This is a genomic window from Methylophilus sp. UBA6697 (assembly GCF_002454655.1).
GTDB lineage: Bacteria > Pseudomonadota > Gammaproteobacteria > Burkholderiales > Methylophilaceae > Methylophilus.
The window spans coordinates 48558-73047 of the sequence record NZ_DKJH01000023.1; the positions used below are offsets into that span (position 1 = coordinate 48558).

Sequence of the window (24490 nt, forward strand, 5' to 3'; positions counted from 1 at the left end):
GATGACAACGATTAGACTCGGACAATACCTATAGGTAAAACTTAGCTGGTAGAGCCTTGATCTTCAACTGCAATTACATCGTGATCTAATGAGTTGTATAGGTGTTTAGCTGACTCCACATAAGGCATACAAACATTCGAGCGGAAGTCATATGCTACTAGTAAAGAGCAAAAAACATCATCATGGCTAAGCGCAACATTTTTGTGTTGTCTTAAATGACTTTGGGGAAAGGATGAGGTATTACCTGTCCAAACGATGAGCGGAACTCTAGTCTGTTCTTTGGGAGCAATCATCACCGGCGCTGCATGAAGATACATTCCGTATTCCCCAAGCGATTCACCATGATCTGCTATATACATCATTCCAACATCATAGTTTTCTTCATAGGGTTTCAAAAACTTAATGACCTCTGACAAAAAGTAATCGGTGTACAAGATTGCGTTGTCGTAAGCATTGTCGATTTCCTGTTTAGTGCAATCCTTTAGCTCTTTGGATTTACAAACAGGACTAAATTTCTCAAAGGCAGCCGGATACCTTCTGAAGTATTCTGGGCCATGATTTCCCATTTGATGTAACACAATCAAAATGTCTTTATCACTTTTAGACTGAATATGCTTATCAAGACCATCAAGCATTCCAACATCTCTGCACTCAGGGTCGCAGATGGGATTTAAGGTCGTAGATTGAAAATCTTGGTATTTGACTCTCAATGCAACCCCTTTTGAGTCAGAGTTGTTATCTCTCCATAGTACGTCGATACCATTTCTGGCAAGCACATCAATGACATTTTCCTGATTCACTGCAGCTTTCTTATCGTAATGTCTTTTACCCAAGGATGAAAACATACAAGGAACCGAAACACCTGTTGAAGTGCCGCAAGATGAAACATCATCAAAACTAATTACATTGGCTTTAGCCAGATTGGGATTCGTTAGCCGTTGATAGCCATTGAGGGAGAATCTGTCAAATCTGGCAGTTTCACCAACTACCATAATCACTAACTTATGTTTATTGCTGGTTGTAGAGGTTTTTACAGCGTCTTCTGCAATCTTTTTGAGAGGTGTATTGCGTGCTTCATAAACATTAGCTTCTTGATTCAAGTACTTGTATGAAGAATAAATAGAGTAAGTTGGATTTGCATAAAATCTCACAATTTTATGTTCTCGAATGAACGACGCATAACCCGCGGTAAATGGCATCACGACTATTAGGGTGGTTAAGCTTAAAGTTGCTACAGTTTTGAGTCGCCCTTTGATTTCTTGATTAAATGCTCCTGCCTTTGGAAAGGACTTAATAACGAAATACGCTGGTAGCAATCCAAATAAAATCAATCTCATTAATAGTTCGATACTAATTAACCCTTGCAGCTCTTTAAGATCAGTTTGAGCTACGTTATCCATCATAGTGTGATCAATGACCACTCCAAAGCTATCCATAAAATAAGCATTAATGGAGGAAACAATTATTAACAAGGCTAAAATCCATTTGGCAGATTTTCCAATGCAAAGAATTTGGAAAACAATTGCGATCGTAGCAAAAAAGAAAATAACTAAGGAAATTAGAAAAGGTAAGTTATGGAAATTGAATGGGTAAGTCTTTAGGAGGTTTTGGAAAAGAGAAAGGTTATCAGTCACCATGATAAATAACGAACCTGCCAAAATCCACGTTGTTTGTGTATTTGGTAGAAAACAGTATTTTGCAATCCGAGTTTTGAAAGTACTTAAGAGCATTTGGCTCATTTTCTATTGATATCATTATCCACAAGCAAGCCGGATGCCAATTCATAACATACTGATAATTAATAATTTATTTAAATATTCTGTTCTGAATGCTGCAATTTTTGCAGGACTTTTATTTTTCTTCTGCAATTTTTGCAGAACTGTCAAATTTCATTAATGCCTTACAATCGTTACATACGACTAATTGACTAATTGACTAATTATTGTTAGATTTGAAAGGGCATGTATCAAATTCTGAAAAAATTTATGGTTTTTCTTGCACTGGTCTCAGTAATGAGTTCATCAGGGTGGGCTTTTTCGCCAGAAGTTTTGTTTGATGATGCCACGACGTCTCAAGCCATAATGCAAGATGTACACTTGATTAATAAGTCGCATGTCAATTCCATTTCGGATAATGGGAATGTGCCAATGCCGGAGCAGTTCTGTAATCATGCTTGCCATATCTCTGCGCACATGACGGCCATTGAAACCAGTGAAATTATTAATTCACTACCAGAATTAGATTCAACGATTTTCAAAATCGAATCTAAAGATCAATTCACTAATCCTGTCCTAAAAAGTCTCTACCGACCTCCTGAACTCGCTTAATCAATTTTTCTAAGATGCTGCTTTATTCGGCATCTTGATCATTGATCTAACGAGAAAGGTCTTCCCGTGTTTGAATCATCTTTTAAAAGATGGCTATTGCTTTCAATAGCTTTCTTGTCAGCCCCATCTATACAGGCGGAACCGTTAACATTGGACGCAGCTTGGAATATCGCTGCCCAGAACAATCCCGATCTGAAGCGCATGATCGCCAACCAGAGTATTCCTGCCGGCGAGTTTCAGGATGCATCCGGTCCACTTTATTACAACCCAACGATGAGTTTGGAAGCCAGAACACGCCGAATTGCGCAAACAGGCGGTTCAGACCCGTATCGCGGTGAGTATGGTATTGGTGTTTCCCAGACTTTTGAGATTGCAGGCCAACAAGGCTTCCGTAGACAAGCGGCCGAAGAAAGCAAAACGGCCATTAGTCAGGATATCGCTGAAGAGTACCGGCTCTTGCATGCACAATTAGAAGAGCAGTTCATCAACGTACTTGCGCTACAAAAGCGTATAGACGTTGAAAGGCGCATTCTCAAACTCATCGAACAGAACACCTCACTCTCACGTAAACGGGTTAGTGCCGGCGAGGATAGTTTGCTTGATGGGAATCTGGCCATCGTGGACGCAGAGCGCGCAAGAAATCAGCTGATCTCCCTCAATGAGCAATTATTGCGCGCAAGAACTCAACTGGCTGCAACACTGCAGCTTAATGCAAATGACTTTCCTGAAGTCATGGGCGAGTTAACGCCAAATCAAACGCAATATACGCTGCAGGATCTTTTCAGTAAGCTAGATACACGGCCAGGCATCCAGGCACTTACCAGTAAAGAAGCTTCGGCACGTTCTCGTTTAGAACTGCAAAAGAGCATGCGTTACCCAGACTTAACTGTGAGCCTGATCAATACGACCGAGGCTAGCCTGGCTGGTAGCGACAATATCTCTTCGATTGGTGTATCTATGCCTTTGCCTATTTTCCGCCGAAATGCAGCGGGTATTGGTCGGGCGTCAGCTGAACTCACTCAATCTGAAATCAATCGGGCCTCTGGTACTCGTAATGCAAAAGCGACTGTAGAGGCGGCATGGCTGCGTCGTGAAAACATCAAAGACCGCGTCAGACGCTTGAATAGCGAGGTATATCCAAAGCTTGAAGAGAACCTGAATTTATCTAAGTTAGCGTTTGAAAACGGTGAAATTGGTCTGCCTCAGTTGTTAATCGTTCAACGACAAGTCGTTGATGCTCAGCGGGATATTATTGACGCTCAGAAGGAGCTTCGCCTTGTGCAAATTGAGCTGGAATACATCTCAGGCTGGTTATCCCCTGTCGCTGCGGCCAATCAATACTAGGAAATCAAAATGCTAAAGTTCTTCAAAAATTTATACGTCGTAGCGCTGGCATGCTCAGTCATCATTTTCTTGCTACTTTTAAGCGGGTGCAGCTCAAAAAGCAACCAAGCTGCAGAAGCAAAAGCAGAACCTTCAACAGTTGCCACAGAGGCCAAGACTGACGAAGACTTAATCAAATTGAGTAGCACAGAAATTCAGCAAAGCAGTGTCACTATTGCTAAAGTCACCAAGCAACCCATACAGGATCAACTCAGTTTTACGGCTAATATTCTGGCCAATCAGAACAAGCTGGCGCACGTGACACCCCGTATTGAAGGCAAGCTGTCTAAAGTCATTGCCAATCTTGGGGACCATGTCAAAACAGGCCAGACCTTGGCTGAAATTGACAGTATCCAGATGGGTGAAGCTCGTGCCCAATTCAGAAGCTCTAAAACTGATCTAGCGCTCGCCCAAGCAAACTTCGACCGTATATCCAAGCTGTATGAGGATAAGGTTGTTCCACAAAAGCAATTCATCGAATCACAGTCAGCATTGGAGCGAGCTAAATCGGCACTTTATGCAGACTCCGAAAGGTTGAGAATGTATGGCGGGCTGGGGCAGCCGAGTGGTTCTACTTACGTCTTGAAAGCACCATTCAATGGCATTGTGATTGAGAAAAATGCGGTCATTGGTGAGTTGGCTAATCCAGCAGATACCATCTTCACGATTGCCGATATGTCCACAGTCTGGATTGATGCTGATGTCCCCGAGCGAGACTTGCGATATCTTGAGGTCGGCAAAACAGCGAGTGTAACCGTGACTGCTTATCCTGATGAGGTCTTTACCGGTAAAGTAAGTTATCTATCCAGTGTCGTAGACAAAACCACGCGTACGGTGAAGGCACGTATCGAGCTCCCAAATGCAGATCAAAAACTCCGCATTGATATGTTCGCCAAGGTTGTGCTGGACCATTCTGGTAGCAAAGAAGTCTTGGTTGTGCCTAATACCTCCGTCGTGATGGTACAAGGCATTCCAAATGTCTATGTCAGCGAAGGTGGCGGTTTCAAAGCAAGAGCGGTCGAACTAGGTGATCGATATAACGAGTACGTCGAAATTAAAACTGGGCTGAGTGAGGATGAAAGTATCGTTCAGACCGGTGTATACGCGCTTAAAGCTCGACAACTCAAATCACAAATCAGTGATGAGCACTAGGAGAACAGCATGTTGAATTGGATATTAGATGCTGCTCTTAAATACAAGCTACTTGTGATTCTGGCATTTATTGTCGTGGTTTTTTTCGGCGTAAAAGCATGGCAGGAAGTCCCTTTAGATGCTTTCCCCGATGTGACGCCTGTACAGGTGAACGTTTATACCGAATCTCCCGGACTTGCTTCAGAAGATGTCGAAAAGCTCATTACCTTTCCAGTAGAAAGTTCACTGGCTGGCCTTAAAGGTATAGAGGAAATTCGGTCTGTGTCATTGTTTGGTTTGTCCTATGTCAGTGTGTATTTTTCTGACACAACTGATATTCAACAAGCTCGATTTCTGGTGGGTGAAAAGCTAGCGGATGCTCGCTCTAGAATGCCAGCAGGCTATGGTGAACCAACGCTTGGCCCCAATACCTCGGGTTTAGGTCAGGTACTCTGGTACACCTTGAAGTCAGACAAGCGATCCACAATGGATCTGCGCACATTGCATGACTGGAATGTGAGGATGGTGATGCGTACTGTACCAGGAGTGGATGACATCACATCCTGGGGAGGTAACGAGAAACAATTCCAAGTGCAAATAGACCCACAAAAGCTATTCAAGTATGACCTGACCTTTTCCGAAGTCATTGACCGTTTGGTAACAAATAATCATCAGGTTGGTGGTCAGTACGTCAATATTGGCCAAGAGCAGTTTTTGGTGCGAGGTTTAGGGTTGGTTAAGAACAGCAGCGACATTAAGCGTGTAGTCGTCTCTGAGAATCAAGGTACACCAGTCTATATCGAAAACATTGCCAACGTCGTTGAAGGCGCAGGGCCTCGTTTTGGTGCTGTGACGCAAGATGGTAAAGAAGTGGTGATGGGAATGGTACTTGCCAGGATTGGTGAGAATGCTCAGCAAGTTGTTGACGCCGCTAAAGAGAAGCTGAATCTGGTTAAGGCCACTTTGCCTAAAGGCGTGACGCTGGAAACTGTTTATGATCGCACCGCGATTATCGACAAAGCGATTCGTATGGCAGACCGCGCCATGATTGAAGGCGCATTACTAGTGATTGCCGTATTATTCATGCTGCTTGGCGAAGTTCGCTCCGCTCTGGTCGTGGTTGTCGCCATTCCTATGGGTCGTCTGATTGCTTTTATCTTTATGGAGAAATATGGCATCTCAGCAAATTTGATGTCATTAGGCGGCCTCATCATTGGCTTGGGTATGACCATTGATGGGCCGTTAGTACTTGTTGAGAATTGCTTCAGACGCTTGGCGCATTTCGCTGGTCAGAAGGTGGATAGATCCAAAATCGTCCTGGATGCTTCACGTGAAGTGATCAATCCCATCACTTTTGGTGTACTGATCATCACTGTGGTTTTCCTGCCTATCTTTTCCTTGACTGGCTTAGAAGGGAAGCTGTTTAAGCCGCTCGCCATCAATATGACTTTCGCCATGATTGGCTCAATGATTCTGACGCTCACACTGATCCCTGTGTTGTGCTCTCTGGCATTGAAACCAAAAGAGGAGAGAGACCCTTGGCTGATACGCTTGATTAAGCCTAAGTATGTCTCACTGTTAAAGTGGTGTTTGTCACATAAAAAGTTAGTCGTCGGCTCAACTGGTATTGCCTTCATAGCCGCATTAGCGATGTTTCCATTCTTGGGTAAAGAGTTTATGCCTAATCTGCAAGAACAGGACATTCTATTCCGCGTAACAAGCATCCCCTCAACGTCTTTGGATCAATCCATTGCAGTCTCTGATCGAGTTGCAAAGAGTTTGAAAAAAATGCCGCAAGTACAAAGTAGCCTAGCGATGATTGGTCGTGCTGAAAAAGGCGAAACTGCTGACGTGAACTACATGGAAGTATTGGTGCATCTAAAGCCAGTTGGTGCATGGCCAAAAATGATGACCTATGGTGAACTTGCGCAAGAGCTTCAGGACCAATTAGAGAAGGATGTGCCAGAGGCTGTTGTAGGCGCAACGCAACCGATTCAAATGCGGGTAGAGGAGCTCATCTCTGGGGTGAGAGCTACACTTTCAGCCAAAGTTTATGGCGAGGATCTGGCAACCATAGATCGTATTGCTACTGAGGTACGGTCAGTCATCGCCAAGGTCAATGGTGTTGCTGATTTGGCATTGGAGGCGAATATTGGCAAACCTCAACTCATTATTAATGTAGATCGTGAGGCCATTGCCCGTTATGGCATCAATGCAGACGATGTGCTGCAGATTGTTCAATCAGGGATTGGTGGCAAGACAGTCTCTACCCTGATTGATGGGGTAAAGCGGTTTTCCATACAGGTATGGCTGCAGCCTGAATATCGCAGTGATATCCGAGCGATCAACGATATTCCTATCTCTACAACGCAAGGTGCATTGATTCCACTGTCGCAAGTAGCCAGTGTCGATGTGGAGGAAGGCTACTCATTCGTCAGGCGTGAGCAATTGCAACGTTACGCCGTCATCCAAATGGATGTTCAAGGGCGTGATATTGATGGTTTCGTTAAAGAGGCCCAGACCGCGATCGAACAGCAAGTAAAACTGCCAAGTGGATACTGGATTCAATGGGGCGGCGCATTTGAGAACCAGCAAAGAGCCATGTCTAAACTGGCAATTATTGTGCCGCTCACGATTGGCTTGATATTCGTGCTGCTCTATACAGCCTTCCATTCACTCCGCTATGCCGGGCTGATTATTGCCAACGTACCTTTTGCAGCTATTGGCGGGATTTTCTCGCTGGCGATTGCCGGGCAGTATCTGTCAGTGCCTGCGGCAATTGGTTTCATTGCCGTATTCGGGGTTGCCATGCTGAACGGTATTGTTTTGGTGGAGTTTATCAACGGGCTCCGGGAAGAAGGTAAAACCGTAGATGAAGCTGTACTAGAAGGTACAACGCTCCGATTAAGGCCTGTGATGATGACAGCCATGGTTGAGATTTTCGGTCTAATTCCATTCCTACTGGCAACCGGTGTGGGCTCAGAAATCCTCAGGCCGCTTGCTGTCGTGGTCATCGGAGGTCTGTTAACCGCCACTGCATTAACCCTGGTTTTCCTGCCAGTTGCATACGACTGGATGGAAACAAGAAGGGAGCTCAACGAAGCCAAAATCATCAATTGATTTGGAGTTTTGGTTAATCAATCGCTTGTACCAGGTTGCCGTTTGAACAGCCTGGTCATCTTAAACACATGTTTCATGATTCCATCTAGGAGAATATCGTGAATAGTTCTAAAAGTCATATAAATGAAAATGTGCCGTGCCCGGACTGCATGGATAAAGAATCAACAAAGGTAGCTGGAATCTCAGAGGACTCATCACTCCACTCAGTTTCTGCAGACGATAATGCCGCAAGATTTCGTATACCTTCCATGGACTGTGCCTCAGAGGAGTCTGAAATCAGGCGTGCACTCGCTAAGATTGATGGAATTAAAAGCTTAAGATTTAATCTGGGGGCGCGGGAGTTAATCATTAATGCCGACGTTGACAGCATCCAACTTGCCGTCGAGGCAATCAAAAAGGCAGGTTTCAATTCAGAGTTAATTTCTGATGCAGAGAGTTTTGAAAGTGGTTCAGAGCTATCAAAAGGATTCTGGAATACATGGGGCAGGCCAATCAGCGGTCTAATCTTGGCTGTGATTGCTGAAGTCCTTGAGTTTGCATATCCGGATATTCAAGAAATTAAATATCTTGGAATGGCTTTAGCCAGCATATCCATCATACTCGCTGGACTGGATGTCTACGTAAAAGGCCTCAAAGCCTTCGGTGATGGCCGCTTAAACATCAATGCATTAATGACAGTTGCTGTCACAGGCGCCTTCCTCATTGGTCAATGGCCAGAGGCCGCAATGGTCATGGCGCTATATGCCATTGCAGAAGCTATTGAAGCCAAGGCCGTGGATAGAGCCAGGAATGCGATTAAGAGTTTGATGGAATTAACGCCAGAAGATGCCGAAGTTTTGCAACCGGATGGGGCTTGGAAGCGTGAATTAGTCAAAGACATCCCTATCGATTCAAAGGTACGCATTCGACCGGGGGAGCGTATTCCACTGGATGGCATCGTTATCTCTGGTCAAAGTGCAATAGATCAGTCGCCTGTTACCGGTGAAAGCTTACCGGTTGATAAATCTCCCAATGACGAGGTATTTGCAGGGACAATCAACCAGGCCGCAGAACTAGAGATTCGAATCACTGCACTTTCTTCGAATAGCACAATCTCCAGAATCATCAATGCAGTCGAGGAGGCCCAAGGAGCCCGTGCACCTACACAAAGATTTGTAGATGCATTCGCGGCATTCTATACCCCGGCGGTCTTTGTGCTTGCACTCATCGTAGCCCTCTGGATGCCATTCTTGCTGGAATGGACATGGATGAAGTCAATCTACAAAGCCTTGGTCTTACTGGTGATCGCTTGCCCATGTGCATTAGTGATATCCACCCCAGTGACTGTAGTGAGTGGCCTTGCTGCGGCAGCGAGGAGAGGAATACTCATCAAAGGTGGCGTGTATCTTGAAGAGGCACGCAAGATCAAAGCAGTCGCACTGGACAAGACCGGCACGATTACCGAAGGTAAGCCTAAGTTATCTAATTTCGAAGTATTCGAATTGCAGGCTGACTCAGCCGAATTGAAGGGCATTGCAAAAAGCTTGGCAAGCAGGTCTGACCATCCCGTCTCCAAAGCCATTGTAGAGGGCTTATCTGCGCAGGCGAAGGAGGTTAAAAACTTCAAAGCTATTGCAGGACGAGGCGTCCAAGGCCGAATAGCAGATATTACTTATTTCCTGGGTAATCATCGATGGATTGAAGAGCTTGAACTTTGCACTCCAGAAATTGAAGCTCAATTATCGATATTGGAAAACACTGGTCGCACAGTCAGTTTGTTAGCTACTACCGAAAAGGTGCTGGCAGTTTGCGCGGTTGCCGATACGATCAAAGTCTCCTCCAAAACAGCTGTTTCAGAACTAATATCACTTGGTGTCACACCAATTATGTTGACCGGGGATAATGCGGCCACAGCAAGAACGGTCGGTGTCCAAGCGGGTATTTCAGAGGTAAAAGGCAATCTTTTACCAGAAGACAAATTGAAGGAAATTGAATCTCTTCAGAAACAATTCGGTGTGACCGCCATGACCGGTGATGGAATCAATGACGCCCCATCTTTAGCAAGGGCAGACATCGGTTTTGCAATGGGCGCCGCTGGCACGCACACCGCGATGGAAGCAGCGGATATTTTAGTTATGAATGATGATTTACGTAGGCTACCTGAAACTATTCGACTCTCAAAACAAACGCACGCCATTCTTTGGCAGAACATCGTACTCGCCTTAGGCATCAAGTTTGTATTTTTGTTTTTAGCATTATTCGACAACGCATCTATGTGGATGGCTGTGTTTGCGGATATGGGGGCTAGTTTGATAGTGGTGTTTAATGGCTTGCGACTGATTACTTTCAAACCTAAGTCAAAAAGCTGATTTCGGAAATAATTGCTAAAGATATTCACGGCTAATCATTTGTTGAAGCATTTTAGGGAGAGAAAAGATGTTGCTCAAAAAGTTGGATGAAGAATTGAATTTGCAGCAGGCCGCTTTACGGATACGTAGTCAGCGCCAAGAGTTGCTTGCTTCTAACATTGCAAATGCCGATACCCCACAATATAAAGCGAAAGACATAGATTTTAAAGCGGCAATGCAATCTGCGATGCAGCAAATGTCAGGTAAAAATCCAACAGACCAACATGCAGGCCTGTTGCAGCAGACTAATGAATCACATTTAAACGCGGTGAAAACCAATTCGGGAGATACCCTATACCGTTCTTTAGTACAAGGCTCTGTAGATGGTAATACGGTAGACATGGATGGTGAACGAAATGCCTATGTGGACAATGGAATTCGCTATGAAGCCGGGTTAACTTTTGTGACGGATAAACTTAAAGAAGTGATGGCTGCAATTAATGGCTCATAAGTAAGTACTGTAAATTAAGATTTTCGGGATGCTTCAACCTTTCATCTATTTTTAAATAGAAGGTTACGATTTCCCATCTTTTGCGTGTAACTAGGCCTACTCTCTTCTGCCTAGAATAATTAATCACTAGCCTACCAATGACTGGCTAACTGATTCATACCAATATGCCAATACGATATAAATTGTGTGCCACCTTAGAGATTGCTATTTATAGTTGCTCATTTGTGCTGGAATGGCTGCTCAACATGGTGGAATAACTGCTCAGTATTACTGGAATACACAAACACTCATGCCAACTGCCCACTGAGGTGGTTTTTCATGTTATAACAAATGGCATTTCTATCCCAGAAAAGACAGTTACTTTTACTAAAGTGGGGTAACTTTAGGGGTGGCAAATATTTATAATTTACCGATGTTGGCTTGAATATTAGTGTTAAACGCAACATTCGATTCCGGCTCCCGCACCATGTAATAGTACAGAGCAGTCCAATTAAGCCATAAAATCAATGACTTACGGGCTTTTTTGTGTCCAAAGCCGTCGTTTGACATCCAGCAGGGTAATAAACTTATCTCCTTTGGAGTTACCCCTGAAATGGCACTCTCAGATACAGCATTACGCAAGGGTTAATAGTCCTTAGCCAAGTAATTGGCTGGTATTGATGCTGCTAATTCGGACAACAAGCTTAGCTCAGAGGCTTTATATTTCCCGACACGGTCAATTGAAGTTTCAGGGGGAGTCATGTCAGTAAACAGTATTAATGCTTACAGTGCCTATCAAACTCAAAGTGTCACGAATTGGCAGCAGGTTAAACAAGGTGTGAAATCTCTTAATAGTGCGTTAAAGTCCGGAGACTTGCAGGCAGCTAAAGATGCTTTTTCAAGCCTTAGCCAGGCTAAGAATATTGGTAGCAATAGCCCCCTCGGCAAGATTGGTGAAGCATTACAAAAAGATGATATTAAATCTGCCTTGCAAGTTATTAACCCAGCTCAAACAAGTTCAACTAACGAGACAACACCTTTAGCGTGGCAGCAGTTGGCCAAGCTAGTCTCCAGCACCGACGCTACAGAAAACGCCGTGTCAGTGAGCAACAAGGTGTCTAGCCTTCTTAATTATTTGTCCTCCGGCGATGCCGGGACAGCCTCAATTTCAACAAAATACACACCGGGTATTATTAACCAGGTGTTATCAGAAATTAGTAGCTCCAATAGTGCCAGTACTAAAGTGTCATTGGGCGCTTCTGCGTCTACTGAAACCACTGAGCTTTATTCTCAATTAGCCCAGCAAATCAAAAATAATCCGCACTTGGGAGCGCTGCTTGTAGAGCGTTTGAAAGCACAGTCTTCAAACGGAGTATTCAGCTATTTGTAGAAAATCCCTACTCGAAGACTGCGCGAAGCTAACTCCCGGGCATTAATCTAGGTAAGCATTTTTCCTTGGCAGGTCAATGTACCTGACTCGAAATCAGGCATATGTGAATATTCTAAAGCCGTAAGCCTTTGAATATATCAATAAGCGCTGCAAATAATGGGGTAACAGCCAAAACAATAAATCAGCGCTGAGTGCTTACCTTCCTCAAAGATATAGGCGTTGCAAAGACCTAGATGAATATCTAGGCTTTTTCCATATGGTGCTTCGGTTGACTGTTCGGCCGCCGATTGCCAAGCCGAGCTAATTTTTAATGGTTATGAGATCTCGATAGACGTGCCAGCTGGCATGCCCAACCACCGGCATGGTCAAAATCAGACCTAGAAAGTTGGTCGCCAGGCCAAAGCCGACGAGCACCACGATACAAAAAGCCCACAGTGCCATGGTTATCGGATTGCGAGCGCAGGTGCGCAGGCTGGTGATGGCTGCGGTCCAGGCGCTGGCGTTACGGTCTAGCATGAGGGGCATGGCGATGACGCTGATGCTAAAAATAAAAGCGGCAAACACGGCCCCGGCAGAAAAGTAAACGAACAGGAACGTGGGTTGCTTGAAGGTGAATACGTTGATGACTACATCTGCGAAAGTGGGCAGTGCATCGTGAAAGTAATGGGCGAATATGCTCATTGAAAGGCGCACCCAGCTGAGAAAAACAAAAATCAGTAGCCCTGTGAACAGGGTGATATTGAGCAGGTTGGGTAGCCAGGCGGTGAGGGTGGGGCGAAGTGAAGGTCGTTCGCCGGATTCTATGCGCCTGCTTAAGTCATATAGCCCGACGGCCAGGAATGGGCCTAGCAAAAAGAAGCCGGTTGATACCCCAGCCAGTAGCCAGTAGTTGTCAGCAAAAACAGTGTGTATGATCACGCCGATGGCAGCGAAAATGATACCGTAAAAAAGACTGGCGCGGCCGCCGAGGTGGATGTCGGTTACGCCTGCATGCAGCCAGTCTAGAATGATGTTGGTGCCAACTTGGCGGATGGAAATGCCATCGTCAGCACGGACTTTTGTGGCGGGTATATGGTTAATGTTCATGTGTTTAGCCCCTTTAAAAATGATGGCTGCCATCAATCGGTGCTTGCAGATTGCATGACCGATCTTTAAAGCTGAAAAGCGATTGATGATGGCTTGCCACAACTACTTGCATTGCTAATTCATTCACACAAAAAACGGTCCCAATGGCTTGCTGCGCCTCATCTGTCGCTAATCTGGTGTCGGCAAGATTGTGCGATGACATCGGGATACGATTAAGAATCTACCACAAAAAACTTTTGCATGCAGTCGTCATATTTTTTTGATTCAAACATGCTTGATTGGTGGTAGCACGCAAAATATCCCCCAAAAAAGTAGCTGCTTGGGTGATACGCAACAACATCTTTTCGCTACTCATCCTCATCGATTCTTTGTTGCTCCGGCACCATTCAGAATGCCCGCTGGACTAGTCTGGCCCAGTATTTTGTGCGCTTTTTTGACCGCGTCGCTTTAACCCCAACTCACCATAAATTTACATTGATGACAGGGGTAATCCCGATTTTTTGTCTTGTCACTAGGTTGGTCTTGTGCTAATTTACAACATGTAACAAATTTGTAACTAAACGTAATTTAGTTGCTACAGGCTAAATTTGGGTTGGCAAGCATGTTATCTATTTACGAAACACAATGCATCACAAGGCCGAATGCATCCGCTTCTACAGAAAGTGTATGCAAGTTGTTGTTGAGTCTGGTGGTGTTTTCGGGGCTGATTGCTTTAGCTTTTTTGCATGTAGGTGCCTGGATGGTGTTGCCGTTTGCTGGCTTGGAATTAGTGTTGGTGGTTCTGGCGTTTGTGGTGGTATTGCGTCACAGCAGTGATTACGAAAAAATTACTTTCGTTCAGGATCAGGTTGAAATCGAGCAAAGTGTGTTGGGAGAAATAAAACACGTTCGCTTTCAATCCTATTGGACCCGGATAACGCTCAGGGAAGGTGAGAACGGTAAAACGTCACTGTGGATTGGGTCCCATCATCAAGAGGTTGAGTTTGGTCGAGATACCATGGACAACGCGCAACGCGAACAAGTGGCGTCTCATCTCAAGCGGGTACTTCTGAAAACTAAATAACTGGATTTTGGAGCGATTAGATGCAAGGGATGAAGAAACTCGGGGTTGGTGCGTTTGCATTGTTCTTGTCTTTAAGTGCACGTGCTGACTTCACCTGGAATTTTCCAGAGCCGGTCACGCCGATGGCTTTGGATACCTTACACGTACACAACAAATTTATGCTGATTACTGCCGTCATCTTTGTGGCAGTGCTGGCTATCATGATTTATTCCATTGTGACTCACCGTCACAGCAAGGGCTACAAGCCCGTGGCCGATAAGGCGCCTTCAACTGCGGTTGAAATTTTCTGGACGCTGATTCCATTTGCGATTTTGCTGCTGATTGACTTTGTCATCATGGGGATTCCGGCTTACCACAGCGTGGTGATGATGGAAGATACACGTGACCAGTCGACCATGGTGATTAAGATCACCGGTTCACAGTGGCGCTGGCAATATGAATACCTGGATGGCGATGCCAAAGGCATCAAGTTCGTCAGCAACCTGGCCACCAGCAATGACCAAATGCATAACGAAGCCGATAAGGGTGAGCATTACCTGTTAGAGGTTGATAACCCGCTGGTGCTGCCAGTTGGCGAGAAAGTACGCATTCTGATGACGGCTTCTGACGTGTTACACAACTGGTGGGTGCCGCAGTTTGGCTCTTCACGTGTGGCTGTGCCTGGCTTTATTCGTGAAACCTGGGTGCAGGTTGAAAAGGCGGGCGTGTATCGTGGTCAATGTAAAGAGCTGTGCGGTAAAGGCCATGGCTATATGCCGGTGGTGGTGAATGCAGTGTCCAAAGAGGAGTTCGCGCAATGGGCGAACAAAAAACAGGATGAGCAAAAAGCCGCGAATGATGTCAAAGAGATGACCAAAGACGAACTGGTCGCTCAGGGTAAAGTGGTCTACGAGAAAAACTGTGCAGTGTGCCATCAGGTGACGGGTGCAGGTTTGCCTCCGGCTTTCCCGGCACTCACTGGCAGCAAAATCGCCACCGGCCCGATTTTTGGCGCAGATGGCAAATATCAAAAAGACAGTCATCTGGACCGTGTGCTGAATGGTAAAGGCGTGATGCCTGCCTGGAAAGCCACATTGAACGATACGGAAATTGCCGCGGTGATTACCTACGAGCGCAATGCGCTGGGTAATACGGCGGCTGTGGATGCACTGGTGCAGCCAGCGCAAGTTAAAGCTGCACGCGAATAATATTTGAGCGATTTTAGGAGAGCACTATGAGTACTACAACCGTAGCACATCATGATGAGCATCACGACGACCATCCGACCGGGATTATGCGCTGGTTAACGACGACCAACCATAAAGATATCGGCACCATGTATTTAACCTTTTCACTGGTGATGTTTCTGGTCGGCGGTTCGATGATTTTGGGCATTCGTGCCGAACTGTTCAAGCCGGGTTTGCAATTAATGAACCCGGAGTTTTTTAACCAGCTGATTGGCGTGCATGCGCTGATCATGATTTTTGCGGCATTGATGCCTGCCGCGACGGGTTTCGCCAACTGGATGCTGCCTTTGCAAATCGGCGCGCCTGATATGGCTTTGCCGCGCTTGAATAACTGGGGCTTCTGGATTCTGCCACCTTCAGCCATTTTGCTCACGCTGCCATTTACACTGGCGTTGTTTGGCGTAGGGGATGGTGCATTGGCAACTGGCTGGACCTTTTATCCGCCGCTGTCTGTGCAAGGCGGGATTGGCGTCGACTTTGCTATTTTTGCCGTGCACTTGCTGGGTATTTCGTCAGTATTAGGTTCTATTAATATTATTGTGACGATTTACAATATGCGCGCACCTGGCATGACTTTAATGAAAATGCCGATGTTCGCCTGGGGCTGGTTGATTACAGCCTTCTTGCTGATTGCGACGATTCCAGTGTTGGCTGGTGCAGTAACCATGTTGCTGACCGACCGTCACTTTGGTACCCATTTCTTTGACGCTGCTGGTGGCGGTGACCCAATCATGTTCCAGCATTTGTTCTGGTTCTTTGGTCACCCAGAGGTCTATATTCTGTTGTTGCCGGTGTGGGGTTTCATTCCTCAGATTCTGCAAACCTTCAGCCGCAAACCAATGTATGGCTATAAAGCGCAAGTCTATTCATTGTGGTCTATTGGTGCTTTGGCTGTCGTTGTATGGGCGCACCACTTCTTTACTGCAGGTATGCCAGTGCCAGCTTTGCTGTACTTTATGTATAGCACCATGGCGATTTCTCTGCCGCTGGCCGTGTTGTTCTACTGCTGGATCCGCACCATGTGGAAAGGCTCCATGAGCTTTGAAACCCCCATGTTGTTTACTGTCGGCTGGATTATCCTGTTTGGTATCGGTGGCTTGACTGGCCTGGTACTGGCTGACGTGGCTGCGGATGCGCAATACCACAACAGCTACTTCGTCGTGGCGCACTTCCACTACACCCTGTTCGCTGGTGGCATCATGGGCATTATGGCCGGTGTGTACTACTGGCTGCCAAAAATGACCGGCCATATGTATAACGAGAAGTTAGGTAAAACACACTTCTGGTTAACCGCCATTTCATTCAACGTGACCTTTATTCCGCAATTCTTTGTTGGCCTGGCCGGGATGCCGCGTCGTATTCCTGACTACGCATTGCAGTTTGCCGAGTTCAACATGATTTCTACGGTAGGCGCGTTTGTGTTGGGCCTGTCACAACTGCTGTTTGTGTACATTATTCTCAGCTGTGTCAAAGGCGGCAAGAAAGCCACGGACCAGGTTTGGGAGGGTGCACAAGGGCTGGAGTGGACATTGCCTTCACCACCGCCATACCACAGTTTTACTGAGCAGCCTGTTGTTAAGTAAGGACAGAGCTGAAGTAAATTTGAAGCAAAAGCCAATCAGTCTGTGATTGATTGGCTTGTTTAAAGGTTGATGTATTTTGAGTGATCCCAAGCAGTCAAATAATCGGAAAATTGCGTGGCTGTTAGCCGCAGTGGCCATTATCTGGTACCTCATTTCGATGTTTACGATTTGGAAGTAAGCGGCGCTTGCAACGGTTATGGCATTAGAGCAAGCGCAGGTAGCAGCCAATAAAAAATTGGCGTTGAAATTAGTCTGGATTATTGCCGGTGCATTGTTGTTTGCTTTTGCACTGGTACCGTTGTATGACGTGATTTGTTCGGTCACGGGCTTGAATGGCAAAACAAACAGTACGGCTGAGAGTGCAAGCAAAGCGGTTGTTGATTTGAAGCGTGAAGTCACGGTGCAATTTGTGTCATCGGTGATGCCAGGCCTGGGGTGGAATTTCTACCCCAAGCAAAGCAGTGTGGTTGTGCATCCGGGCCAAGTGACCACGGTGATGTTTGAAGCAAAGAATATTACCAGTGAGGAAGTGGCCGGACAGGCGATTCCAAGCGTGACGCCAGGCAAAGCATCGGCACATTTGAAGAAGATTGAGTGTTTTTGTTTTGTCAGGCAGACACTCAAACCTGGGGAAGTAAAGGCGTTGCCACTGCGGTTTTTTGTCAGTGCCGATTTGCCAAAAGATGTACAAGAAATGACCTTGTCGTATTCGTTTTTTCCGGCAAGTCAGTAAACACAATAATTATGAGCAATAAGTTAAAGGATAGGGAGTTAATGCATGGCTAGTCATTCAGAAAATCACTATTTTGTCCCGCATGGCAGCATATATCCGGCACTGATTTCTGTCGGGTTGCTGTCTATGGCCAGTGGTTTTGTTTTTAATGTTACCGGTTCTGATACGCGCCTGGATGGCTCCATCAAGAATCCGGCGCTGTCTTACCTGGCAACCCCGGGCAAATACATGATGTATCTGGGTCTGGCGATTATCCTGACCATGATGTTCAAGTGGCTGAGCACGGTGGTTACTGAGAGCATCACCGGGCAATATAAAAAATGGGAAGATAAATCTTTCCGCATAGGCATGATCGTCTTTATCTGTTCAGAGGTTGCCTTTTTTGCGGCTTTCTTTGGCGCGTTGTTTTATATGCGGGTGCTGTCGGTGCCTGATCTGGCCTCCTATGCGCCGGATATTACACCGTATAAAGACTTTTTGAGTGCCTGGCCGTCACAAGGGCCTGGCGGTACGGTGCTTGGCGAGGCTTATAAACCCAACCCTGCATTCCATCCGATGTCATGGAGTGGCTTGCCGCTGATTAACACCTTGCTGCTGCTGAGTTCTGGCGCAACCATTACCTGGGCGCATTGGGGCTTGATCAAGAATAACCGCAAACAATTGATTATTGGTCTGTTTTTGACTATTGCGCTCGGTGTGACTTTCCTGTGCTGTCAGGCGGCTGAATACCATCATGCTTATACCGAAATGGGTTTAACGCTTAAATCAGGCGCCTACGGTGCGACATTTTTCATGTTGACAGGGTTTCACGGCTTTCATGTGACGATTGGTACCCTGATGCTGATCGTGATTTGGCTGCGTAGTATTAAAGGTCACTTTACGCCTGAGCATCACTTTGGCTTTGAAGGTGTGGCCTGGTACTGGCACTTTGTGGATGTGGTGTGGTTGGGCCTGTATATCTTTGTTTATATGCTCTGATGAATGAAGAAAGGGCGCACTGAGCGCCCTTTTTAGCAAGCGTAATATTGTTAAAGTGTATGGCCTATGTAGCCGAAATGTGCTGCGAGAATCAAAGCCAGAAACAGGAAAATGGATAAGCCGATACGCATGGTCAGGGCTTTCACGGTGCGATCGGAACCACTCTTGTCTTTGAGCAAAAACAGCAAGGCTGAAAACAGGCTGCCCACAATGACAATCAGTATCAAAATGGTGACAATTTTAATGAACATGATGTGATCTCGCGTTAAGTTGATCACATTATGGGCTGTAAGCTGGAAAATGCAAATACCCTTGGGAAATTATGTCGTTCGTGTGCGCTGGCTGGTGGTGTGTGTCATGGTAGTCGCAATCTGGGGTTGTGTCCGGCTTGGCTTGTGGCAATGGCACAAGGCAGAACAAAAGCAGGAAATTACCCGCGCATTGACGCATCATGGCGATGCGGTTTGGCCGCAAGCGCAAGACTTGGACTCCCCGGCTAAAGTCGAAACTTTGCATTTGCAGACCGTTGAATTCAAAGGGCATTACCTGCCCCAATATGCTTTTTTTCTTGATAATCAGGTGGAGCAAGGCCAAGCCGGATTTCATGTCATTACGCCTTTCTTACTCAATGACCAACAACATGTGATCTGGATAAACCGTGGCTGGATCGCCGGGTTTGCTGATCATCAACAAACGCCAAAAATTTCCACTACGCAGGCTGAGCAAGTGATTAAGGGCTTGTTCTGGCAGCAAACCAAAGTCGGTTTCAGGCTGGATAAACCTGGCCAGGCCTGGCAACCCGTGCAGCCTGTGCTCGACTTTGCTTATTTACGTCAGCATGTGCCTTATATTTTCCCGAATGTGATCCTCAAACTCGCCCCAGCGGTTGGTGAGGGTTATGTGCGGCATTGGGATGTGCCTGCCGGGCAAGTGGAAAAGCACCTGAGTTATGCTTACCAGTGGTTTGGTTTTGCTGTGGCTAGCCTGGTGATTGGATTGACTCAAATGTTGGAGAAACGGGCTTGAATATGACCCATGAAGAAACGAATCCTTTAGTGGTGCTGGATCCTGTGCAGCAGCGCAAAGGACGCATGATTTTTTTGTTGCTGGCGATCTTTTTTACCGTGCCGCTATTGGTGGTGGTGGCGATGATCAAGTTTGACTGGCGTCCTACTGGCAAGAGCTATGGTCAATTAATTCAACCGCCCGTTTCTATGGCCCATACAACCCATTGGGTGAGCGACCAGCAGCAGGCATTGCCTGCATTCTGGCAGGATAAATGGAATATCGCCCTGATCGCACGCGAGTGTGATGCGCCTTGCATGCAGCGTTTGTACGACATGCGGCAGATTTATGTCTCGTTATACAAAGACATGATACGCGTGCAGCGCGTGCTGATTACACAGCAGGCTGACACCCGCGCCATTCGTGCCCGCTATCCTGATTTATTGATTATTAATGGCGCGCCTGAGCAAGTGACTGCGTTGGGCAGCATGCTGAGTGGTGGCGGCCAGAATACACTGGATGCACAACGCGTTTATTTTATCGATCCGCTGGGTAATATCATGATGCAATATGGCCCTGAGATGGAGGCCAAGTGGATACGCAAGGATCTGGTGAAATTGTTAAAGGCTTCCTGGGCAGGCTAAGTACATGTTTAAAGCGTTAAGTGTATTGGCTGCTATTGTGGCTTTTTGTGTGGTGGTGCTGGGGTCGTATGTGCGGCTTTCAGATGCTGGTTTGGGCTGTCCGGATTGGCCAGGCTGTTATGGTGCGTTGACGGTGCCGCAGAGTGAGTCTGCAATCCAGTCGGCACAGCAGGCGTATCCCGACAAGCCCGTTGTGCATGCCAAAGCCTGGAAGGAAATGGCACATCGCTACCTGGCAGGGAGTTTGGGCTTGCTGGTGGTGGCTTTGGCCGTGTTGGCGTATCGTCAACGGCATGCCATTAACACATCCTGGCAGTTATCTGCCGGTTTGGTGGTGCTGATTGTGCTGCAGGCTTTGCTGGGGATGTGGACGGTGACCTTGTTATTGAAGCCGGTGATCGTGACCCTGCATTTGCTTGGCGGCATGACGACGCTGGCTCTGCTGAGCTGGATTGCCTTTCGTCATGGTAGCAAGCAGGACATTGCATTGCCAGGCAGCCAGCAATGGTGGTTGCGTATTGCGCTGCTGATCTGGATCGCGCAAGTGCTGTTGGGGGGGTGGACCAGCAGTAATTATGCTGCCTTGGCCTGCACTGATTTTCCTACCTGTCATGGCTTGTGGTGGCCGGACATGGATATCGGCGAGGCATTTCACCTCACGCGTGCTTTGGGTGAAAGTCGCGATGGCGGACAGTTGCACCTTAATGCGCTGACAGCCATTCAATGGATACATCGTTTGGGTGCATTCGTGGTGCTGGGCTGGATGCTGGTGAGCGTGAGATTGTTGCTGCAACGACCTGTTTCACGTGGCCTGGCCTGGGGGCTGCTGGCGATTGTACTGTGCCAGGTGGCGATTGGGGTTGGTAACCTGTTGTTGCAACTGCCGTTGGTGCTGGCGGTGCTGCATAACGCAGGGGCAGCGTTATTGGGCGTATGGCTGGTAGCTATCAATGCCAGATTGTTGAATACATCATCAAATGTCATATAAAAAATAGGGGAACAGTATGCAAGCAGCATGGATGACACAGTTGGCCTCAGCCAGCATGGGGATGCGTAGTTTTTATGCGCTATGCAAGCCGCGCGTGACGGCATTGATCGTGTTTACTGCCATTATCGGTATGCTGATGGCGACACCAGGCATGGTGCCGCTCTCGGTATTGCTGGCCGCCACGGTGGGGATTGCCTTTGCATCAGGGGCGGCGGCGGCGTTTAACTGCCTCATCGAGCATAAAATTGATGCCATGATGGCGCGTACCCGTGCACGGCCTTTGCCAACCGGTCAACTGTCACAGATGGAAACACTGCTGTTTGCCAGTGTGCTCGGCGGCATAGGCTTGAGCATTTTGTATTACTGGGTCAACCCGTTGACTATGTGGCTCACTTTGGGCACTTTTGTCGGCTATGCGGTGATTTATACCGTGTTCCTCAAGCCTGCGACGCCGATGAATATTGTGATTGGTGGGGCTTCTGGCGCCATGCCACCCATTCTGGGATGGGCTGCGGTGAACAATACCGTGTCGCCAGAATCCCTGGTGATGTTTCTGATTATTTTCGCCTGGACGCCGCCGCATTTCTGGGCGCTGGCCTTATACCGTCGTGAAGAGTATGCCAAAGTCGGTATGCCCATGCTGCCAGTCACACACGGCGAGCAGTTCACCTTGCTGCATATCGTGCTGTATACCGTCATTCTGGTCGTCGTTTCTATGATGCCTTATGGCCTGGGCATGAGTGGCTGGTTGTATCTGGCATCTGCTGCCGTGTTGAATCTTATTTTTATGTATTATGTGGTGAGCTTGTATCGTCATTATTCAGATGCACTGGCTAAAACAACCTTTAAATATTCGATTCTTTATCTCAGCCTGATGTTTGCGGCATTATTGCTGGATCACTATCTGGTCTAGTCTGGTCGTGAATGTAGCCAGGGTGCGCATATGCGCACCCTTTTTTCTGCCCTAATGTTTGGTGTCATTATTCATCAGGCTATGCACACGCTGGTGCGCAGTCTGCTGGTAGACCTGCTCCAGCAGCGAGCTGAACATGGTGGGTCTGCCATGTAAAAAGCCCTGGATAAAGTCGCAGTTAATCACTTTGAGAATGCTCTCCTGGCGGGCATTCTCCACGCCTTCCGCAATCAGTTTGATATTCAGTTCATGTGCCATCTGAATGATGGATCGGCACAGAATGAAATCATAATTATCGACCTCCAGATTCTTAATAAATGACTTATCAATTTTGACGTAGTCGATCTGGTATTTTTTGAGGTAACCGAGCGCAGAGTAGCCGGTGCCAAAGTCGTCTATCGAGAGTTTGATGCCTGCGTGCTTGACGTTCTTTAAAGTGTCTTGCGTTACTTTGGATGGTTCCAGTAACAAGCCTTCAGTAATCTCGAAACAAAAGCGTTCGCATGGGATGTTGGAACGTTGCAGGCGCTTGATAAAGGCCATCAGGTGTTGTGGATGCGCAAATTGTACGGGCGAAATATTGAGGCTGATTTGCGTGCCTTGCAGGCGTAACAGGTCAATGGCTGATAAGTCATGGAGCACCTCATCAAAAATCCATTTGCCAATTTCGATAATCACGCCGGATTCTTCTGCCAGTGGAATAAATACATCAGGCGGGATGGCGCCACGTGTCGGGTGTTGCCAGCGGATTAACGCTTCCGCTTTAATCAGGCATAAGTCGCTCAGGCGATAAATGGGTTGGTAAACCAAATGTAGCTCACCATTGGCGACAGCTGAGCGCAAGTCATGCGTGAGCGAAATACGGTCGCGTATTTCCCGCTGCATGGTTTGCGTAAAGAACTGATATTGATTTTTGCCGGCACGTTTGGCGGCGTAAAGTGCCTGATCGGCGAACATCATTAATTCTTCGCCTGATTTGCTGTGATCAGGAAACACGGCAATGCCGATGCTGGCGGTGACAAAGTATTGGTTATCTTCAATGTAAAACGGTGAGCGTATGGTGTCTACAATCTTGGCGGCAATCTCGTGTAGCACCTGAATATCCCGCAGCTTGGGGATGACCACCACGAACTCGTCCCCGCCCAGCTTGGCGGTGGTGTTGCCACTGCGCGCGCAAGACTGTATGCGCAACGCTGCATTTTGCAGCAAGCGATCCCCCACCGCATGACCGGCAATATCATTCACATCCTTAAAGCCATCCAGATCAATTAGTAATAAGCCCAATTGTTGTTGCGATTGCTGGCAATCAATAATCGCTTCTTCCAGGCATTTTTGCAGCAGGTAGCGGTTAGGCAGTTGCGTCAGGTAATCGTAATTGGCCTGTCGCCAGAGTTGCTGGCGAATGTCGGCTTCCCGGCGCTGCGCACGTTGATAGAAACGCCAAAATTGATACAGCAATAATACGCAGACGACCGCGATGGCTGTGATACTGGTGGTCACCATCATGTGGTTAAACGAGGTGCTGGTATGTGTGGTTGCCTGAGGGGCTGGCACGGCCGCAGCTGTTTGGTGCGTCAGCGCAGCAACGGCGGGGATCAGTTTGCCAGCCAGTCTTTTAATAGTGGTATTCATACCATTCTGTCCCAGTATTGGAGCACAATTGAGGCCTTGTATTTGCACACTAGTTTTAGCGGCTACAACAAGGGCTAACTCAATTAACGGCTGAATATAAAGAAACTTTAGAACGGATTTGAAAAAATAATAAAAAATCGCCTGTTGCAGGACAACAGGCGATGGTTGGGTGTGTTGCTGAAATTATTTGGCTGACAAGCAGGATTTCATAAACGCTTTACGTTCATCACCAGCGAGCGCTTTGGTTTTTGCATCGGCATTACAGGTTTTCATTTTGTTTTGCTGTGCAGTCAGGCCAGCACTGGCACCATCTGCAGATAAACATTCTTTCATAAAGGCTTTGCGCTCATCGCCTGCAAGTGCTTTGGTTTTGGCGTCGGCATTACAGGTTTTCATTTTTTCCTGCTGCGGGCCCGCATTGGCAGAGATACAGACGCAAGACAACAACAAGGCAATCACCAGTTTATTCAT

At 46.9% G+C, this 24490-nt stretch carries 21 protein-coding genes; 16 read left to right on the forward strand and 5 right to left on the reverse strand.

Annotation, left to right across the window (positions count from 1 at the left end):
* Window positions 1-41 precede the first annotated feature (41 nt).
* Window positions 42-1730, reverse strand: a complete 1689-nt coding sequence (locus B3355_RS07010; RefSeq protein WP_047516715.1) for a phosphoethanolamine transferase — start codon at window positions 1728-1730, stop codon at window positions 42-44.
* A gap of 231 nt (window positions 1731-1961) precedes the next feature.
* On the opposite strand from B3355_RS07010, the gene B3355_RS07015 reads away from it, so the two are divergent.
* The 7 genes from B3355_RS07015 to B3355_RS07045 all read left to right on the forward strand — a co-directional run bounded on the left by B3355_RS07015 (window position 1962) and on the right by B3355_RS07045 (window position 12168).
* Complete coding sequence (locus tag B3355_RS07015; protein WP_047516718.1) at window positions 1962-2327, forward strand: hypothetical protein; 366 nt, start codon at window positions 1962-1964, stop codon at window positions 2325-2327.
* 66 nt (window positions 2328-2393) lie between these two features.
* Window positions 2394-3671 carry a TolC family protein gene (locus B3355_RS07020; RefSeq protein WP_235273074.1) on the forward strand — a complete coding sequence of 426 codons (1278 nt, stop codon included), beginning with the start codon at window positions 2394-2396 and terminating at the stop codon, window positions 3669-3671.
* Window positions 3672-3680: 9 nt separating this feature from the next.
* Window positions 3681-4862: an efflux RND transporter periplasmic adaptor subunit gene (locus B3355_RS07025; RefSeq protein ID WP_047516724.1), complete on the forward strand. Its 1182-nt coding sequence runs from the start codon at window positions 3681-3683 to the stop codon at window positions 4860-4862.
* Between the two features lie 9 nt (window positions 4863-4871).
* Window positions 4872-7961 (forward strand): efflux RND transporter permease subunit, encoded by a 3090-nt coding sequence (locus B3355_RS07030; protein WP_047516727.1) that lies wholly within the window; start codon window positions 4872-4874, stop codon window positions 7959-7961.
* Window positions 7962-8110: 149 nt separating this feature from the next.
* The gene (locus tag B3355_RS07035; RefSeq protein WP_414683414.1) at window positions 8111-10309 is read left to right on the forward strand and encodes a heavy metal translocating P-type ATPase; all 2199 of its coding nucleotides are present in this window, start codon (window positions 8111-8113) and stop codon (window positions 10307-10309) included.
* A 67-nt stretch (window positions 10310-10376) separates the two neighbouring features.
* Window positions 10377-10799 (forward strand): flagellar basal body rod protein FlgB, encoded by a 423-nt coding sequence (flgB, locus tag B3355_RS07040; RefSeq protein ID WP_047516730.1) that lies wholly within the window; start codon window positions 10377-10379, stop codon window positions 10797-10799.
* A 646-nt stretch (window positions 10800-11445) separates the two neighbouring features.
* Window positions 11446-12168, forward strand: a complete 723-nt coding sequence (locus B3355_RS07045) for a hypothetical protein (RefSeq protein ID WP_292781942.1) — start codon at window positions 11446-11448, stop codon at window positions 12166-12168.
* A gap of 300 nt (window positions 12169-12468) precedes the next feature.
* Here B3355_RS07045 and B3355_RS07050 read toward each other — a convergent pair whose 3' ends face one another.
* On the reverse strand, window positions 12469-13356 hold the full coding sequence (locus B3355_RS07050) for a DUF2189 domain-containing protein (RefSeq protein WP_292781946.1): 888 nt from the start codon (window positions 13354-13356) through the stop codon (window positions 12469-12471).
* Window positions 13357-13855: 499 nt separating this feature from the next.
* Between B3355_RS07050 and B3355_RS07055 the strand changes: the two genes are divergently transcribed.
* The 5 genes from B3355_RS07055 to B3355_RS07075 all read left to right on the forward strand — a co-directional run bounded on the left by B3355_RS07055 (window position 13856) and on the right by B3355_RS07075 (window position 18837).
* On the forward strand, window positions 13856-14317 hold the full coding sequence (locus B3355_RS07055) for a DUF2244 domain-containing protein (protein WP_292781950.1): 462 nt from the start codon (window positions 13856-13858) through the stop codon (window positions 14315-14317).
* A gap of 20 nt (window positions 14318-14337) precedes the next feature.
* On the forward strand, window positions 14338-15504 hold the full coding sequence (coxB, locus tag B3355_RS07060; protein WP_019883304.1) for a cytochrome c oxidase subunit II: 1167 nt from the start codon (window positions 14338-14340) through the stop codon (window positions 15502-15504).
* 26 nt (window positions 15505-15530) lie between these two features.
* The gene (gene ctaD, locus B3355_RS07065) at window positions 15531-17126 is read left to right on the forward strand and encodes a cytochrome c oxidase subunit I (protein ID WP_047516428.1); all 1596 of its coding nucleotides are present in this window, start codon (window positions 15531-15533) and stop codon (window positions 17124-17126) included.
* A gap of 196 nt (window positions 17127-17322) precedes the next feature.
* Window positions 17323-17859, forward strand: a complete 537-nt coding sequence (locus B3355_RS07070; protein ID WP_292781955.1) for a cytochrome c oxidase assembly protein — start codon at window positions 17323-17325, stop codon at window positions 17857-17859.
* A 45-nt stretch (window positions 17860-17904) separates the two neighbouring features.
* On the forward strand, window positions 17905-18837 hold the full coding sequence (locus tag B3355_RS07075; RefSeq protein ID WP_047516431.1) for a cytochrome c oxidase subunit 3: 933 nt from the start codon (window positions 17905-17907) through the stop codon (window positions 18835-18837).
* Window positions 18838-18887: 50 nt separating this feature from the next.
* On the opposite strand, the gene B3355_RS07080 is transcribed toward B3355_RS07075, so the two are convergent.
* Window positions 18888-19088, reverse strand: coding sequence for a twin transmembrane helix small protein (locus B3355_RS07080; protein ID WP_024930704.1), 201 nt, complete (start codon window positions 19086-19088; stop codon window positions 18888-18890).
* A gap of 49 nt (window positions 19089-19137) precedes the next feature.
* Here B3355_RS07080 and B3355_RS07085 point away from each other — a divergent pair, with 49 nt between their 5' ends.
* The 4 genes from B3355_RS07085 to cyoE are packed head-to-tail and all read left to right on the forward strand — an operon-like array spanning window position 19138 to window position 22387.
* Entirely contained in the window at window positions 19138-19863 is a 726-nt protein-coding gene (locus tag B3355_RS07085; RefSeq protein ID WP_292781960.1) for an SURF1 family protein, read from the forward strand.
* Window positions 19864-19865: 2 nt separating this feature from the next.
* Complete coding sequence (locus tag B3355_RS07090; protein WP_292782089.1) at window positions 19866-20486, forward strand: SCO family protein; 621 nt, start codon at window positions 19866-19868, stop codon at window positions 20484-20486.
* Window positions 20487-20490: 4 nt separating this feature from the next.
* A complete protein-coding gene (locus tag B3355_RS07095) occupies window positions 20491-21474 on the forward strand; it encodes a COX15/CtaA family protein (protein ID WP_292781962.1) in 984 nt (327 codons plus the stop codon).
* 16 nt (window positions 21475-21490) lie between these two features.
* The gene (gene cyoE, locus B3355_RS07100) at window positions 21491-22387 is read left to right on the forward strand and encodes a heme o synthase (protein ID WP_024930708.1); all 897 of its coding nucleotides are present in this window, start codon (window positions 21491-21493) and stop codon (window positions 22385-22387) included.
* Window positions 22388-22438: 51 nt separating this feature from the next.
* Here the strand turns inward: cyoE and B3355_RS07105 are convergent, their stop codons facing one another.
* Together B3355_RS07105 and B3355_RS07110 are read right to left on the reverse strand one after the other, a co-directional pair.
* On the reverse strand, window positions 22439-24019 hold the full coding sequence (locus tag B3355_RS07105) for a putative bifunctional diguanylate cyclase/phosphodiesterase (protein ID WP_292781966.1): 1581 nt from the start codon (window positions 24017-24019) through the stop codon (window positions 22439-22441).
* A gap of 183 nt (window positions 24020-24202) precedes the next feature.
* Entirely contained in the window at window positions 24203-24490 is a 288-nt protein-coding gene (locus tag B3355_RS07110; protein ID WP_019883291.1) for a PsiF family protein, read from the reverse strand.

Excerpts from the sequence above, each read along its gene's own strand:
- B3355_RS07035 (WP_414683414.1), top strand. The coding sequence starts at position 8,111 with ATGGATAAAGAATCAACAAAGGTAGCTGGAATCTCAGAGGACTCATCA.
- cyoE (WP_024930708.1), top strand. The coding sequence starts at position 21,491 with ATGCAAGCAGCATGGATGACACAGTTGGCCTCAGCCAGCATGGGGATG.
- B3355_RS07105 (WP_292781966.1), bottom strand. The coding sequence starts at position 24,019 with ATGAATACCACTATTAAAAGACTGGCTGGCAAACTGATCCCCGCCGTT.
- flgB (WP_047516730.1), top strand. The coding sequence starts at position 10,377 with ATGTTGCTCAAAAAGTTGGATGAAGAATTGAATTTGCAGCAGGCCGCT.
- coxB (WP_019883304.1), top strand. The coding sequence starts at position 14,338 with ATGCAAGGGATGAAGAAACTCGGGGTTGGTGCGTTTGCATTGTTCTTG.
- B3355_RS07055 (WP_292781950.1), top strand. The coding sequence starts at position 13,856 with ATGTTATCTATTTACGAAACACAATGCATCACAAGGCCGAATGCATCC.
- B3355_RS07090 (WP_292782089.1), top strand. The coding sequence starts at position 19,866 with ATGACCCATGAAGAAACGAATCCTTTAGTGGTGCTGGATCCTGTGCAG.
- B3355_RS07110 (WP_019883291.1), bottom strand. The coding sequence starts at position 24,490 with ATGAATAAACTGGTGATTGCCTTGTTGTTGTCTTGCGTCTGTATCTCT.
- B3355_RS07070 (WP_292781955.1), top strand. The coding sequence starts at position 17,323 with ATGGCATTAGAGCAAGCGCAGGTAGCAGCCAATAAAAAATTGGCGTTG.
- B3355_RS07080 (WP_024930704.1), bottom strand. The coding sequence starts at position 19,088 with ATGTTCATTAAAATTGTCACCATTTTGATACTGATTGTCATTGTGGGC.
- B3355_RS07010 (WP_047516715.1), bottom strand. The coding sequence starts at position 1,730 with ATGCTCTTAAGTACTTTCAAAACTCGGATTGCAAAATACTGTTTTCTA.
- B3355_RS07075 (WP_047516431.1), top strand. The coding sequence starts at position 17,905 with ATGGCTAGTCATTCAGAAAATCACTATTTTGTCCCGCATGGCAGCATA.
- B3355_RS07030 (WP_047516727.1), top strand. The coding sequence starts at position 4,872 with ATGTTGAATTGGATATTAGATGCTGCTCTTAAATACAAGCTACTTGTG.
- ctaD (WP_047516428.1), top strand. The coding sequence starts at position 15,531 with ATGAGTACTACAACCGTAGCACATCATGATGAGCATCACGACGACCAT.
- B3355_RS07085 (WP_292781960.1), top strand. The coding sequence starts at position 19,138 with ATGCAAATACCCTTGGGAAATTATGTCGTTCGTGTGCGCTGGCTGGTG.
- B3355_RS07015 (WP_047516718.1), top strand. The coding sequence starts at position 1,962 with ATGTATCAAATTCTGAAAAAATTTATGGTTTTTCTTGCACTGGTCTCA.
- B3355_RS07095 (WP_292781962.1), top strand. The coding sequence starts at position 20,491 with ATGTTTAAAGCGTTAAGTGTATTGGCTGCTATTGTGGCTTTTTGTGTG.
- B3355_RS07025 (WP_047516724.1), top strand. The coding sequence starts at position 3,681 with ATGCTAAAGTTCTTCAAAAATTTATACGTCGTAGCGCTGGCATGCTCA.